11 protein-coding genes are annotated in these 14416 nt (G+C 50.6%); 8 read left to right on the top strand and 3 right to left on the bottom strand.

Annotated elements, in window-relative coordinates; translation table 11 throughout:
* Nucleotides 1-115: 115 nt before the first annotated feature.
* A complete protein-coding gene (locus tag A3849_RS10640; RefSeq protein ID WP_074111430.1) occupies nt 116-2002 on the bottom strand; it encodes an LTA synthase family protein in 1887 nt (628 codons plus the stop codon).
* A gap of 254 nt (nt 2003-2256) precedes the next feature.
* Between A3849_RS10640 and A3849_RS10635 the strand changes: the two genes are divergently transcribed.
* Together A3849_RS10635 and A3849_RS10630 are read left to right on the top strand one after the other, a co-directional pair.
* A complete protein-coding gene (locus tag A3849_RS10635) occupies nt 2257-4560 on the top strand; it encodes a helicase C-terminal domain-containing protein (RefSeq protein WP_074111363.1) in 2304 nt (767 codons plus the stop codon).
* A 52-nt stretch (nt 4561-4612) separates the two neighbouring features.
* Nucleotides 4613-5581 carry a Gfo/Idh/MocA family protein gene (locus A3849_RS10630; protein ID WP_074111362.1) on the top strand — a complete coding sequence of 323 codons (969 nt, stop codon included), beginning with the start codon at nt 4613-4615 and terminating at the stop codon, nt 5579-5581.
* Between the two features lie 89 nt (nt 5582-5670).
* Here the strand turns inward: A3849_RS10630 and A3849_RS10625 are convergent, their stop codons facing one another.
* Both A3849_RS10625 and A3849_RS10620 read right to left on the bottom strand, forming a co-directional pair.
* Nucleotides 5671-6351, bottom strand: coding sequence for a CidB/LrgB family autolysis modulator (locus A3849_RS10625; protein ID WP_074111429.1), 681 nt, complete (start codon nt 6349-6351; stop codon nt 5671-5673).
* Nucleotides 6351-6722 (bottom strand): CidA/LrgA family protein, encoded by a 372-nt coding sequence (locus A3849_RS10620; RefSeq protein WP_074111361.1) that lies wholly within the window; start codon nt 6720-6722, stop codon nt 6351-6353. The genes A3849_RS10625 and A3849_RS10620 overlap by 1 nt, the downstream gene beginning before the upstream one ends.
* Nucleotides 6723-6858: 136 nt before the next feature.
* Here A3849_RS10620 and cidR point away from each other — a divergent pair, with 136 nt between their 5' ends.
* The 6 genes from cidR to A3849_RS10585 all read left to right on the top strand — a co-directional run bounded on the left by cidR (nt 6859) and on the right by A3849_RS10585 (nt 14163).
* A complete protein-coding gene (gene cidR, locus A3849_RS10615) occupies nt 6859-7782 on the top strand; it encodes a cidABC operon transcriptional activator CidR (protein ID WP_143191782.1) in 924 nt (307 codons plus the stop codon).
* 109 nt (nt 7783-7891) lie between these two features.
* Nucleotides 7892-8176 carry an aspartyl-phosphate phosphatase Spo0E family protein gene (locus tag A3849_RS10610; RefSeq protein ID WP_074111359.1) on the top strand — a complete coding sequence of 95 codons (285 nt, stop codon included), beginning with the start codon at nt 7892-7894 and terminating at the stop codon, nt 8174-8176.
* Nucleotides 8177-8310: 134 nt separating this feature from the next.
* On the top strand, nt 8311-9711 hold the full coding sequence (locus A3849_RS10605; RefSeq protein ID WP_074111358.1) for a DNA-binding protein: 1401 nt from the start codon (nt 8311-8313) through the stop codon (nt 9709-9711).
* A gap of 411 nt (nt 9712-10122) precedes the next feature.
* Entirely contained in the window at nt 10123-10509 is a 387-nt protein-coding gene (locus A3849_RS10595; protein ID WP_083613448.1) for a MarR family winged helix-turn-helix transcriptional regulator, read from the top strand.
* Nucleotides 10502-12262: an ABC transporter ATP-binding protein gene (locus tag A3849_RS10590; protein WP_074111355.1), complete on the top strand. Its 1761-nt coding sequence runs from the start codon at nt 10502-10504 to the stop codon at nt 12260-12262. Before A3849_RS10595 ends, A3849_RS10590 begins: the two co-directional genes overlap by 8 nt.
* Nucleotides 12259-14163, top strand: a complete 1905-nt coding sequence (locus tag A3849_RS10585; RefSeq protein ID WP_074111354.1) for an ABC transporter ATP-binding protein — start codon at nt 12259-12261, stop codon at nt 14161-14163. The genes A3849_RS10590 and A3849_RS10585 overlap by 4 nt, the downstream gene beginning before the upstream one ends.
* The last annotated feature ends 253 nt before the right edge of the window (nt 14164-14416 follow it).

The following is a 14416-nucleotide window of genomic DNA, read 5'->3' as shown; positions in this document are numbered from 1 at the left end:
CGCAAAAAAAAGAAACCACTCTTTTAGTAAAATGGAGTTACTACACAACCATTTCAAAGGAGAGGTTTCTTTTGTATATTTCTGTTGGGGCAAGACTGTTTTTTGGATGGGCGTATTATTCTGCAGCCTTAACTTTGTCCGGGAGCTGCGTGACATAGCTGTCCGAGAGCTGGCGCAGGCGCAACGCGCGATTGTACTCATCCTCGGTTCCGGCAGGAGCCTTTTTCCCGGAGGCCAGAGTGAATTGCGTATTATCTTCAAAGCTGTTGCCGGGGATCAGCAGCCCGGAGCTGGCAATAAAGGATCCAGTAGGCAGATAATAACGCTGCGGCAGCAGGTTATAGGCCTGGCTTGTCATGTCCTGTCCGAAGTGAATGTTGTTGTCCATGGACACCCCCAGCAGACTGGCTGCGGTTGGCATGATATCCACTTCGCCGCCGACATGATCCAGCGTCTGAGGCTGAATCGTCCCCTCATCATGGACAATCAGCGGGATGTTGAGCATATTGGCATATTCGTAGTCATGCCCGTAAATTTCCGTCATTAATTCCTTATCATCATGATCCAGTGAATAGATTGGCAGCCCCATATGGTCTCCATAGACCATGATCAGGCTGTTATCCCAGACCCCATTGGCCTTAAGCTCATCCACGAACTGTCCAAAGGCATAGTCCGCATAATTCTGGGACCGGACATAATCCCCGACAAAAGTGCCTTCATACCGCTCCGGGAGCTTCATCTTGTATTTTTCCTCAGGAATGGTGAATGGATGATGGGCAGACATTGAAATGACCTGTGCATAAAAAGGTTTGCTGTCCGTATCCATTTCCTTCAGCTTATCAGAGGTCTTGCGGTAGAGCGCCTCGTCAGAGGGTCCGAAGAAAAAGGAATCCTCGTCTCCGAAGAATTTATGATCGTAATAATGTTCCCAGCCGAGTGCGCTGTAGAGCTCACCTCGGTTCCAGAACTCCACATCATTGGTATGGAAGGTAGCTGTCTGATAGCCGTTGTTCTGCAGCAGACGCGGCAGGCTGGGCAGCTCTTTGTCTACATAAGCCATGGTAGCGGCACCCTGCGGTGGAATATAGAAGGAAGAGTTCACTACAAATTCAGCATCCGATGTATTCCCCTGTCCGACCATTTGATAGAAGTTGGGGAAATACAGACTGTTCTCCATCAGACGGTTCAGGTTCGGTGTAATCTCTTGTCCGTCTACCTTAAGCCCCAGTAGAAAGCTCTGGAACGACTCCAATTGAATAATAATGAGGTTTTTGCCCTTGGCTATGCCTTGAAGCGGTGAGACTGCAGCGGTATCTATTCCCTTCAGCTTGTTGATTGCATCCTGGGTGATTTCACTGGCATTCACTAGTTCAGGTTTGTCTTTGGCAAAAATCGTGTACGCCTCATAATTCAGAATGCCCATCTCCTGCGCTTTCTTGATCTCATTCATGCTGGCCTTGTTGGGCAGGATATTGAACAGGCAAAGAGCCAGGGAAACCGCAAACAGAAGACTATGCGAGAGTTTTCCGTTACGGTGATTAATGTTATCCTTCTTGTAGGTCCGGCCCTTCTTATTAATAAAGAAATAGAAGCCCAGGACGATGATGTCGGCAAAAATCAGCAGATAATACGGATCCATTAGCGAGAATACGCTGTTGCGTACAGCCGTGACCTGATTGACCTGTTCGGCCGCATGGTAAGTAACGATGACACCGTAATATTTGAAGTACATAATGGCGGCAAAAAAGATTGCGGTGACAAGCAGATTAACCGTCATGTAATAGCCAAGCTTCCGTTTGGAAGCGAAGCGTTCGATCAGGGCAAATAAGGCCCAGACAAAGGGAATCTCTGTTAAGAGTGTTTTCCAGGAGACCAAATCTCCAAAGATTACACCCCAGGCAAGAAAACTCTTCAGGATAAAAAGAATGGAAAAAAACACGAATGGTTTGATCAGCCATCGTTTAACGTTTAAGGATGACACAGCTTCGCCTTCTTTCTGCATAATAAACACCAATTCCCGGCTAGGAGGAAGAGGCACGGACATAAAAATTCCATTATCAATAGACCTAATTATGCAGCGCTGGGCGACGATTGTCAAAAATCAGAAATGCCGTATAGCCCCCTGGTAAAGAGCAATTTGAAATGCAGACCTGTGAAGTCCTGAAGATTAACACGTAATGGCGGGATGCCGGGGAAAAAGGACGGAAATGGCCCCTTTTGGAAAAAGGCGGGGGTAGCGGTGGAGGAGGAAGGAACATGGACTGTGCAGAGGTATCTCTTTCGGTAAGGACACTTGTGGAATATGCCTTCAGCAGCGGCAGCCTGGAACCGGGATTCCGGAGCGGGGCGGCTATGGCTGAGGGCACACGTATCCACCAGCAAATTCAGAAGCAATATAAAGAAGGAGACCGCAAAGAGGTCTATCTCAAGACAGAAATTCCTTATGAGGACCTGCTGTTCATCATCGATGGGCGCTGTGACGGACTGTTAGCCGGAGAAGATGGCACTCTGATTGTAGAAGAGATCAAATCCATTGCCGGACCTCTGGATTCCACCCAGGAAGGGCGGGAGGTTCATTGGGCGCAGGCGTTAATGTATGCCTATATGATCACGCTTGAGCAGGAGCTTGCTTCTATTGAAGTGAAGCTCACCTATGTTCTTAGGGGCAGCGACGAGCAGCGCAGCCTGTACCGGAAGGCTACCCGCGAAGAACTTGCAGCCTTTGCCGCTGACACGGTTGCAAGGTATGCACCTTATGCGAAACTGCGGATACGCCATGGGGCGCTGAGGGATGAGAGTATCCGGAGTCTGGGTTTTCCCTTCCCGGACTACCGGCAGGGTCAGCGGCATTTCGCTGCCGCAGTCTATAAGACGGCTGCTGAAGGTGTGAATCTGTTCGCCCAGGCACCCACAGGCATAGGCAAAACAATGTCGACCCTTTTCCCGGCGGTAAAAGCACTGGGTGAAGGGATAGTATCAGGTATCTTCTATCTGACCGCCAAGACGGTTACCCGGTTTGCGGCGCAGGAAGCGGTCCTGCTGCTGGTTGCCGGCGGCCTTCATCTGCACGCTATCACCCTGACGGCCAAGGAGAAGGCCTGCTTCCGGGAGGAATGCGGCAAGGAGGGCTGTCCTTTTGCCGAGGGTTATTATGACCGGATAAATGCGGCGCTGCTGGACATGCTGGAGCATGAAACCCTGATGACACAGGAAATTATCGCCGGATATGCCCGGAGGCATGAGGTATGCCCGTTTGAGTTCTCGCTGGATGCGGCTTATGCCTGCGATATGGTCATCTGCGACTACAACTATATCTATGATCCACGGATCAGCCTGAAACGGTTGCCGGAGGAACGGAAGAAGAAGACGGTGCTGCTGGTGGATGAAGCTCATAATTTGGTCGACCGGGGCAGGGAAATGTTCTCCGCCTCGCTGACCAAGGCGCCGTTTCTAAGCCTGCAGCGGCAGTATAAGACGGTAAACCGCAAGCTTGGTGCTGCGTCCAAGGCGGTGAATGCTTTTTTCATTGCGCTGCGCAAAAGCTGTAGTGAAGACGGAGAGGGACAATGGGCTGAATATCCGGAGGAGCTTCCGCTGCTACTGGAGGTTTTTGCCGCTGAAGCGGAGCTGGAGCTGCTGAGTCCATCCTCTTCGCTCATTGCCCTGCCGGATGAAGAGGAAGGCAGCCTGCTGGATACTTATTATGCGGTCCAGGGCATGCTGCGTACATTCAAGACCTATGATGAACGGTATGTCACCTACGCAGAGGTAAGGCGCGGCGATGTATTGCTGAAGCTGTTCAATCTGGACCCCTCGCATCTGCTGCAGCAGATGGCCAAGGGCTTCCGCAGCCAGATTCTCTTCTCTGCGACACTCTCGCCCATGTCCTATTACCGGGACATGATTGGTTCGGCGGAGGGGGATTACAGCCTGCGTGTCGCTTCCCCCTTTCACAAAGAGCAGTGGGAGGTGTCTGTGCTTCCGGTATCCACCCGCTATCATGACCGTGCCCAGTCTCTGGTGCCGCTGAGTGATGCTTTGCGGGGAATGGTTGCAAGAAAGGGGAATTATCTGGTGTTTTTCCCTTCCTATGCGTATTTGCAGAACGTCTTCGAGGTGTTCACGGACAAGTATCCTGAGATACGGACACTGGTGCAGGGGAGCGGGATGAGCGAGCAGGCGAGGGAGGAATTCCTCTCTTCGTTTCGTCCGGACAACCCGGAAACGCTGCTTGGCTTCGCGGTGCTTGGCGGGATTTTCTCGGAGGGTGTCGATTTGCCTGGAGACCGCCTGAACGGTGTAATGATTGTCGGCGTCGGCCTGCCGCAGGTCGGGCTGGAGCGCAATCTGCTGCGCGGCTACTTCCAGTCCCAAGGCAAGAACGGATTTGACTATGCTTATGTGTATCCGGGCATGTGCAAAGTGCAGCAGGCGGGCGGACGGCTGATCCGCAGCGAGAGTGACAGCGGGATTATCGTGCTGGCCGATGACCGTTTCCTGCAGCAGCCTTATGCGGACCTGCTGCCCGAAGAGTGGCGGGACTACCTTATCCGCACCTAAACGGGTATAATCTTTGAAAAGGTATACATCCAGAATTACGGGAGGTAAAATGATGACACTTCATATAGGGATTGTAGGAACGGGCTGGTTCTCCAAGGTGCATGCCGACCTGCTGGCTGGAATGGAAGATGTGAAGCTCCAGGCCGTCTGCGGCAGCACTAAGCAAAAAGGCGAAGAGATGGCTCGTGCCTACAGTGCGGAAGGGTATGGGGAAATTACAGAGATGCTGGATGCCCGCAAGCTGGACGCGGTGTATGTTTGTGTGCCTCCCCAGTCTCATGGAACGATAGAGCGGGCACTGATCCGCAGGGACATCCCATTTTTCGTGGAGAAGCCCCTGGGCTCGAGTACGGAGATTCCGGCCAGTCTGCTGCAGGATATTAAGGAGCATGGACTCTTGACCTCCGTTGGCTACCACTTCCGCTATCAGGAGAATATTGCCCGGCTGAAGAAATCACTCAGCGGTGATAAGGTGGGGATGATTGTCGGACAATGGATGGGCGGTATGCCGGGTGTAGTCTGGTGGCGCGATCAGGAGCAGTCGGGTGGACAATTTACCGAGCAGACCACCCATATCGTCGATCTGCTTCGCTATCTTGGCGGAGAGGTGACGGAGGTCTACGCTATGTTCGGCAACCGCATCATGCATGAGCAGCATGAGGGCGTAACGGTAGCAGATGTAGGGACGGTGTCGCTGAAGCTGGACAATGGTATTGTTGCGAATATCTCAAATACCTGTGTGCTTCCGGGTGAAGTAGGCCGGGTAGGACTTAGCTTTTATAATGACAAGGGAATGCTGGATTGGAATCCGGAGCGTCTGCTTGAGGTTCGCAGCGGTGACAGCCAGGAATATGCCAATTCAGGCAACCCCTACGAGGTGGAGAGCGAAGCCTTTCTGCATGCCGTGCGGACCGGCGACCGGTCGCGTATTCTCAGTGACTACGAAGACGGCTACAAGACGCTAAAGGTGACATGTGCAGCTTATGAATCAGCGCAGAGCGGGTTGCCGGTGAAACTGTAAGAACAGACCGTGAATTAGCAAGTTCATGCACACAAAGAGACCTGACCACTCTGCGAGTGGTCAGGTCTTGTGGCCCAAGCCGGGGCGGCCTAGTGGAGGAAAACCGCGAGGAGCGCCGGCGCAAGCCCTATGGAGAACAGCGCGGTCAGAATCATCGCGATACTGGAGATGGTGCCGGTCAGCGAACTCAGCTCGAAAGCCTTGGAGGTGCCCGTACCGTGCGCGGCGGTTCCCAGCGATACACCGCGCGCAATTTCGTTGTCAATGCGGAAGAGGCGAAGGACGGAAGGCCCCATCAGTGTACCCAGAACGCCTGTCAGAATTACGAATACTGCCGTAATACTGGGAACGCCGCCGATGCTTTGCGAGATACTCATGGCGATCGGTGTAGTCACCGAACGAGGTACCAGACTGGTTGCCAGGTCGCCGCTTAGATGCAGCCATTTGGCCAGCAGCATCGAGGAGAGCACGGCCATAACCGTTCCTGACAGCACGCCTGCCGCAATTTCGGCGGCGTGCTTTTTGAGTACCTTGAAGTTTTTATGAAGAGGGATTGCAAAGGCGATGGTTGCCGGCTGCAGCAGATCCGATAGCCATTTGCCTCCCGCATTGTAGGATTCATAGGGAATTCCCGTCATCAGCAGAAAGCTGATAATCAACAATGGCGTGATGATGAGCGGAGAAGTATACATTTTGCCGCTGGCAGCATAGATTCGCTTCGCCAGCAGATACACAGCGATAGTCATTGCAAGCAAAAGCAGTCCGGTCATCATGAGCCTCTACGCTCCTTTACTTTAAATATGGCTCCCGTTAGCAGCCCTGAGCTGGCCATGACGGCAAAAGTGCCTACGAGCACAACTCCCAGCACTTGAAGACCGTCTGCCTCCAGCAGCTTCGAATATTTCATAACACCTATAGCTGATGGGATGAAGAACAGCAACAGTTCGGCAAGCAGCCAGGAAGCGCCAACTTCTACCCAATTCAGACGGATGATACCGGATTCCAGCAGTGCGAATAAAAGGATCATGCCGATGATGCTTCCGGGAATGGGAATATGGAGATATGGGGTTAAAGAATTAACCAGCATCGAAAATACGGTGAGTCCAGCTACCTGCAGCAAGCCTATGCCAAGCTTTTTCATAAGGCTTCGCTCCTTTCGTTCAGAGGGCAGCGTGTGCTTCCCTTGTTACTGAAAGTTTACATCCTTTTCTTTCATAGGTAAAATGAATAGATCGAATAACTGACATTCCATTCATCTATACATGGAGGCGAAAAATTTGGATATCCGCCAGCTGCAGTATTTTGTCCAGGTTGCCAGGCTGAACAGCTTCTCCAAAGCGGCAGAATCGCTGTACATCTCGCAGCCCACCATTAGCAAAATGATCCGGGGTCTGGAGGTGGAACTGGGAGCCGACCTCTTTTACCGTGAAGGGAAGAGCATTCGTCTAACAGATGCAGGGGAGATCCTTCTGGCCAAAGCGCAGAATATCGTGGAATCGTTCGTGAACCTGTCTTCAGAGCTGGACAGTCTGCGCAATCTGAAGAAGGGGCACATCCGGATCGGGCTGCCGCCCATGGTGGGTGCAAGCTTCTTCCCGGCAGTCATCGGCGAATTTCACCGCCGCTACCCGGAGGTCACGATCCGCCTGCATGAGGATGGAGCCAAAAAGGTGGAGGATGATGTCGAGACCGGGCTGCTCGATATCGGTGCAATTGTACTGCCGGTAAATACAGCATTGTTCCACTGCTTCACCTTTGTAGAGGAGAAACTGGAGCTGTTAGTGCCGGCAGGCCACCGCTTGGCAGGAGCTGCCTCTGTGCCGCTCCGGGAACTGGCGGAGGAGGAGTTTGTGCTGTTCCGGGAGGATTTCGCCCTCCATGACCGGATTATTAAGGAGTGCGTAAAGGTGGGCTTTCAGCCGAAGGTCGTCTATGAGAGCTCGCAATGGGATTTGATCAGCCGGATGGTTGAAGCGGGAATGGGCATCGCCCTTCTGCCGGAGACCATCTGCCGGGATATGGACCGCACACGTATTTCTGTGGTTTCGCTGACCGAGCCGGTTATTCCCTGGCAGCTGGGCATGATCTGGCGCCGGGACCGCTATTTATCCTTTGCGGCACGCGAATGGATTCATTTTGCCATGGGGGTTCTGGGAGAGCGCTACCTCCCGCCCGGGGGAGAAGAATGGCCACAATCATGAAAGTTTTACTTATGTGATGATCGACATATTTTTCTTTTTTTTCAAAATATGTTTTTTGGCATCATGAATTATGATAAGGGAGAAGTTGATAGAGAGAAGGTGAGTAACCGTGAACCTTTACCAAAATTCTCCGGTTGAACTTGGAAAAGAATATAGAGAAGATGAGTTATTTATTACTATAGAGAGTCTTAGGTGTGAATTGTTGGAGGTTGCACAGGAGCGCAGTCTCAGCGATCATGTAGTCCTGGAGCTCAGTCAACGGCTGGACGGTTATATTGTACTTGCCCAGAACAAAATGATGGAGAGTCTGCGCAGCCGCAAGAACACTGTGAACGCCTTCGGAAAGAATACCAATAGCCAGAGAATACGCAATAAAGCTGCGTTGCAGCAGTAGTTTGTCTCTGGATATAAGCTTACGAAAATAATGGCCCCATTTTGTTGGGGTCATTTTGTTGTGCTTTCTATAAGCTTCACCTATAATGTCAATTAATAGAAGGTTCATCTTGAAATTGACGGAGGAGGTGCCGGGTGGAGGCAAAATTGAAGACCATACGCTCCGAAATTGAGAAGCATCTGTCCCGCTCGGGCCATAACCTCGCTTCGTTTGCCAAGGTTTCCGGCCTGAACCGCGGAAGTCTGAGTGCAATTCTGCACGGGAATCCTCCTAAGCCGATGTCTCTGGGGCAACTGGATGCAGTCACCCGAGCCTTCGGATTTCCTGAAGGATGGCTGTATCCGCTATATGTGGACGAATGCTTCAGTGAGGAGCGGATTTCCCGCAGAAGAATAGAACCTTTTTTGATCCGGTGTGCAGAAATCGGCAAAATGCATTGTGTTGAAGATGCTCTGAACCGGATTATGGAGTACCCCAAGCCACTGGATATCCTGTACTCTGTGGCAGAGAAATTGTTTACAGGCGGGAAGATTCAAGAATCACTGGTTTTTTACCGGATTATCGTAGATAACGAGCTGGATGGCTATTCCGAACGAATGGCTATTTGCCAATACCGCATCTTCAAGTCGCTTGAATCCATAGTAGATAAAGAGGAGCAGCTCCGTGCGGTCATTACCTTTGAGCCCTTTCGCGGGCGTCTTCCGGAGAAGATGCAGCTGGATGGACTGCTGAAGCTGGCTAACGTCTGCTTCACACTCCATAAGTGGAAGGACGTAGAGAAGTTCGCCGACGAATTGAGAGCGCTGGCCAATGGGATTTACAGGGAACAACTTCGGAAGAAATCAAAGAGACGCGAGGAAGAATTGGATTTAGAACGCCCTCTGGTCATCTATTATGGTCATGGCTATCTGGCTAAGGCAACCGCACTTACCAAACAAGGTAAATATGAGGAAGCGAAGAAGTATACCGCCGGATATGCCGACCTAAGCTGGTTTGAAATGTTGGATGATGAAGGACGGGAAGTGGTTAAGGACTTCAGCCTTTTTGCAGTAGCCAACAGCTTTACACTGGAGATGATGGTAGGCAATAAAGCGGCTCTTCCGGCATATTCGGCCTTTTTGGCCAACAACCCTGGTGAGATTTTGCCCGGATTGGTAGTTATTGTCGAGGCTGCGAACCGTTACGGTTTCTCTGTCGATAAAGTGCTGGCGCAGTTTTCCCGTGAAATGGTGCGCTTTGAGCAATTTATGGACCCTATTAATATTGACCGGTTATATCGTCTGCGTTACCAGATTTCGATGTACCTTCTGGACCGTGGGCAGTATAATCAAGGAGTAGAGACTATTCTTCAGTCTCTTCATTTGGCCATTCGGCTGAATGGTGCGGGCAACGTGATTGATTGTGTAACTTTATTTGAGACGTACAGGAACTATGCTACGGAACAGCAACAGAAGAAATATGGTGAAACCATAAGGGAGCTGAGAAAAAATGAAGAAAACACTGTTAACGGCATTCAGCGTTCTGGCATTATTTAGCTTTATCTTGATCGGACCCGGAGTGCCTGATGAAACCACAGGATCGACAGGCGGATCATTTACAACAATGGAGCATGGAATGGGTTATTAAGATCCATTTCAGGCTGGACAAGCAAGTGCAACTGACCGCCAACTCTGGCGGTTTTTTTTGTGTCCTTGATATTTATAAAAGTGTTCTTCGTTCCGTAATAATTGATAACGCATTCATGAATTGACAAAGTGCAGAACCGAAAATATAATTAGGTAACCTAATTAATATAGTATTTAATAATTTGGTTACCTAATTAAAATCGAGGTGGAAGCATTGGGATAAATCATGAAAATCCAGTCGCACACAAGCTTTTTGCCGCACTCCGGCAGTTGCGCAAAACACACTGGCAGCACACGGTAGAGGGCCATAAGCCAAGTGAGATGACTTTATTAATATCTATCGCAAAAAGGTCGCATGAAGGTGCTGTGGGACTGAAGGTTTCTGAAATCAGCCGTTACATGGGACTGACGCCCCCAACCGTCACACAGTTGATTAACAGCCTAGAGGCCAAGCACATGGTGGAACGAATGCCGGATGCAACCGATCGCAGGGTCGTCCGGATCAAGCTGACGGAACAGGGGGAAATGATTACCCGCAGGGCAAAGGATCACATGAACCAGACGTTAAATCACCTGGTGGAGTATCTGGGCGAAGACGAGAGCGATCAACTGGCGGAGCTGCTGCTGAAGGTGCGCAGATTCGTTGAGGACAATCCGCCGCCCAATTTGGACCGGTTACAAATGAACGGAGATGAGAAACTTGATTAAATTAATGAGACAATTGAAGCCCTTTAAGCTGGCTATCGCAGCCGTGCTGATCCTTGTATTCCTGCAGTCCATGGGCGATCTGTATCTCCCTACCCTAATGAGTGACATTGTCGACAAAGGGATTGTACAAGGAGACCGCAGCTACATTTGGAAAATCGGCGGATTCATGCTGCTGGTTGCCGCTGGAGGAGCTTTATGCTCCATCATAGCCAGTTACCTGTCAGCCAAAGTCGCTGCCGGGTTCGGCAAGAATACCCGTTCACGAATGTTCAATCATGTGGAGAATTTCACCCTGCATGAATTTGACAAGCTGGGAACAGCCTCGCTGATTACACGTACTACCAATGATATTACACAAGTACAAACCGTACTGACAATGATGCTCCGCATGATGATTGGTGCCCCGATGATGATGATCGGCGGGATCATCATGGCGGTATCGGAGGATGCTAAGCTTTCCCTGATCTTTGTGGTCGTTATTCCGCTGCTGGTGGGTGCGATTCTTTTCATAGGGATGAAGGGGCTGCCGCTGTTCAAAGCGATTCAGGTTAAGCTGGATAAGTTGAACCGTGTGCTGCGCGAGCATCTGACCGGTATTCGGGTCATTCGTTCCTTTAACCGGATCAATCATGAGAACGAGCGGTTTACAGAAGCCAATAAAGATCTCACGGATACGGCTATCAAGGTTAATAAAATCATGGCAGGTCTGATGCCTCTGATGATGATTGTCATGAACTTCTCGATGATTGCCATTCTGTATTTCGGCGGTATCCGGATTGGGGACGGCGATTTGCAGGTCGGCTCGCTGATGGCTTTTATTCAATATGCCATGCAGATTATGTTCTCTCTGATCATGGTCTCCATGATGTTTGTGCTGATTCCCCGGGCGTCTGCTTCTGCGCTTCGTATTAACGAGGTGCTGGATATGCAGCCTGAAATTACAGATCCAACCGCTGGACAGCTCCAAACCACTGCCAATGCTACCCGTAAGGATGGACGGGACAACATGCATGGCTATGTAGAATTCGACAACGTATCGTTCTCCTACCCCGGTGCCGAACAGCCGGCGCTCTCAGGCATCAGCTTCAGTGCGAAGCCCGGTGAGATTACTGCGATTATCGGAGGTACAGGTTCAGGTAAATCCACTCTGCTCAGCATCATTCCGCGATTCTATGATGTGGACCAAGGTGCAGTGCGTGTAGATGGAGTGGATGTGCGTGACATGACGCAGGAGGAACTGCGCAGCAAGATTGGTTATATCCCGCAAAAGGCTGTACTGTTCACGGGTTCGGTTAATGAGAATATCCGCTACGGCAAAGAAGACGCCACGGACGAAGAAATTATCCATGCGGCCAAAGTCGCCCAAGCTTTTGACTTCATCTCCGCCATGAAAGAAGGCTTCGATTCGGAAATTTCCCAAGGCGGGGGCAATGTCTCCGGCGGCCAGAAGCAGCGTCTATCCATTGCGCGTGCATTGGTAAGAAAACCTGAGGTATATCTGTTCGACGACAGCTTCTCGGCGCTTGACTTCAAGACCGATGCCAAGCTGCGGGCCGCACTCAAAGGTGAGACTACGGAGTCGACAGTAGTAATTGTTGCCCAGCGGGTAAGCACGGTTATGGATGCTGACCGGATCATTGTGCTAGATGAGGGCCGGATTGCCGGAATGGGCACACACCGCGAGTTGCTGGATAACAGTGAAGTGTACCGCGAGATCGTATCCTCGCAGCTGTCAGAGGAGGAAATAGCATGAGTGAACAGAATAGTGCAAGCAAATCGGCTCCCCGCCGGCAAGGCGGGTTCGGCGGCGGCCGCGGTCCGGGCGGTCCGGGTATGGGACTGCCTCCTGAAAAGGCCAAGGATTTTAAAGGGACGCTGCGCCGTCTGATCCGCTATCTGCGGCCGCGTCAGTTGCAGCTCATTATCGTATTTGTTATGGCGATTGCCAGTACGGTATTCAGTATTTTCAGTCCGAAAATCATGGGTAAAGCGACAACCAAATTATTTGAAGGCGCATATGGCAAGCTGATGGGCGTGCCGGGTGCCAAGATTGATTTTGGCTATATTAATGATATTCTGATTATTCTGGGCGCTCTGTATCTGTTCAGCGCATTGTTTAGCTATATACAGCAGTATGTGATGTCCGGTGTGGCGCAAAAGGTTGTTTTTGATATGCGCGAGCAGATCAACAGCAAGCTGGAGCGGCTGCCGCTGAAATATTTTGATTCCCGTACTCACGGGGAAATTCTGAGCCGCGCGACCAATGACGTAGACAATATCAGCACTACGCTGCAGCAGAGCTTGACGCAGCTGATTACGGCCATTGTAACGATTATCGGGGTCATTATTATGATGCTGACCATCAGTCCTTGGCTTACCCTGATTACCATAATTACGCTGCCGCTGAGCTTTGCGGTAATTATGGGGATCAGCAAACGTTCACAGACCTACTTCATCGGCCAGCAGAAATCGTTGGGCCAGTTAAACGGGCATGTGGAGGAAATGTACACGGGTCACCGCATCGTTAAGGCTTTTGGACGTGAGAAGCACTCGCTGGGCGAGTTCAATAAAATTAACGATTCCCTCTATGACTCCGGCTGGCGGGCACAATTCATCTCCGGGATTATCATGCCGTTGATGATGTTCATCGGGAACCTGGGATATGTGCTGGTCTGTGTGGTCGGCGGTATTTTTGTCACCAAGAAAATTATTGATGTCGGAGATATTCAGGCATTTATCCAGTATTCGCGCCAGTTCACTATGCCGATTACGCAAACGGCCAATATTGCCAACATTATTCAATCGACGATTGCCTCGGCAGAACGTGTATTTGAGCTTTTGGATGAAGAAGAGGAAATTCCTGAAGTCAGTACTTCCCTGGCCAAACGTCCGGCAGATGCAGAAGAAGGTTCTGTTGAATTCCGTCATGTCAAATTTGGCTACAAAGAAGATGCCATTCTTATTGAAGACATGAATATTGAAGTCAGCCCTGGACAGACCATTGCCATTGTAGGACCTACCGGTGCCGGCAAAACCACGCTGATCAACCTGCTGATGCGGTTCTATGAAATCAGCGGCGGTGAGATTATCATTGACGGTGTCAATATTACCCATATGAAGCGCAGCGAGCTGCGCAGCAAATTCGGTATGGTGCTCCAGGATACGTGGCTGTTCAACGGGACCATTAGTGAGAATATCGCTTATGGACGCGAAGGGGCTACGGAAGCCGATGTGGTGCGGGCCGCTAAGGCGGCGCATGCCGATCATTTTATCCGTACACTGCCGCTGGGCTATAACACTATCCTGAACGAAGAAGCGTCCAATATCTCGCAGGGGCAGAAGCAGCTGCTGACCATTGCCCGGGCAATTTTGGCCGATCCTACCATTCTGATTCTCGATGAAGCGACAAGCAGCGTCGATACACGGACCGAAGTGCAAATTCAGAAAGCGATGAATACGCTGATGAAAGGCAGAACGAGCTTTGTCATCGCCCACCGTCTGTCCACCATCCGTGACGCCGATCTGATCCTCGTGATGAACCAGGGCAGTGTCATTGAAAAAGGCTCTCATGTGGAATTGCTGGAAGCAGGCGGATTCTACGCCGATCTGTACAACAGCCAGTTCTCCGATGAGGGACTGCCTGATGTTGGTTAATCAGTGCTCATAATATACACCGGATAGTTTCATCAGTTGCGGCAGTTGCCGCACGAGAGGCCCCTCCTTCCAGCAGGCTAGTTACTTGCTGTGAATGGGGGGCTTTTTTGATGTGCACACAAATGACAAAAAACATCTGATTCAGCGCAGCGTCTGCAGTTAAATATAGAGATATAGGCTGTTCATAAATGAATATTTAGATCTTTTGAAAAAAAGGTTTGATTAAAATTTTTAGGGTATATATGATAAAGGT

This window comes from Paenibacillus sp. P46E (assembly GCF_001909095.1).
Classification (GTDB): Bacteria; Bacillota; Bacilli; order Paenibacillales; family Paenibacillaceae; genus Paenibacillus_AQ; species Paenibacillus_AQ helianthi.
This window is presented reverse-complemented; position numbering and strand designations above follow the sequence as displayed.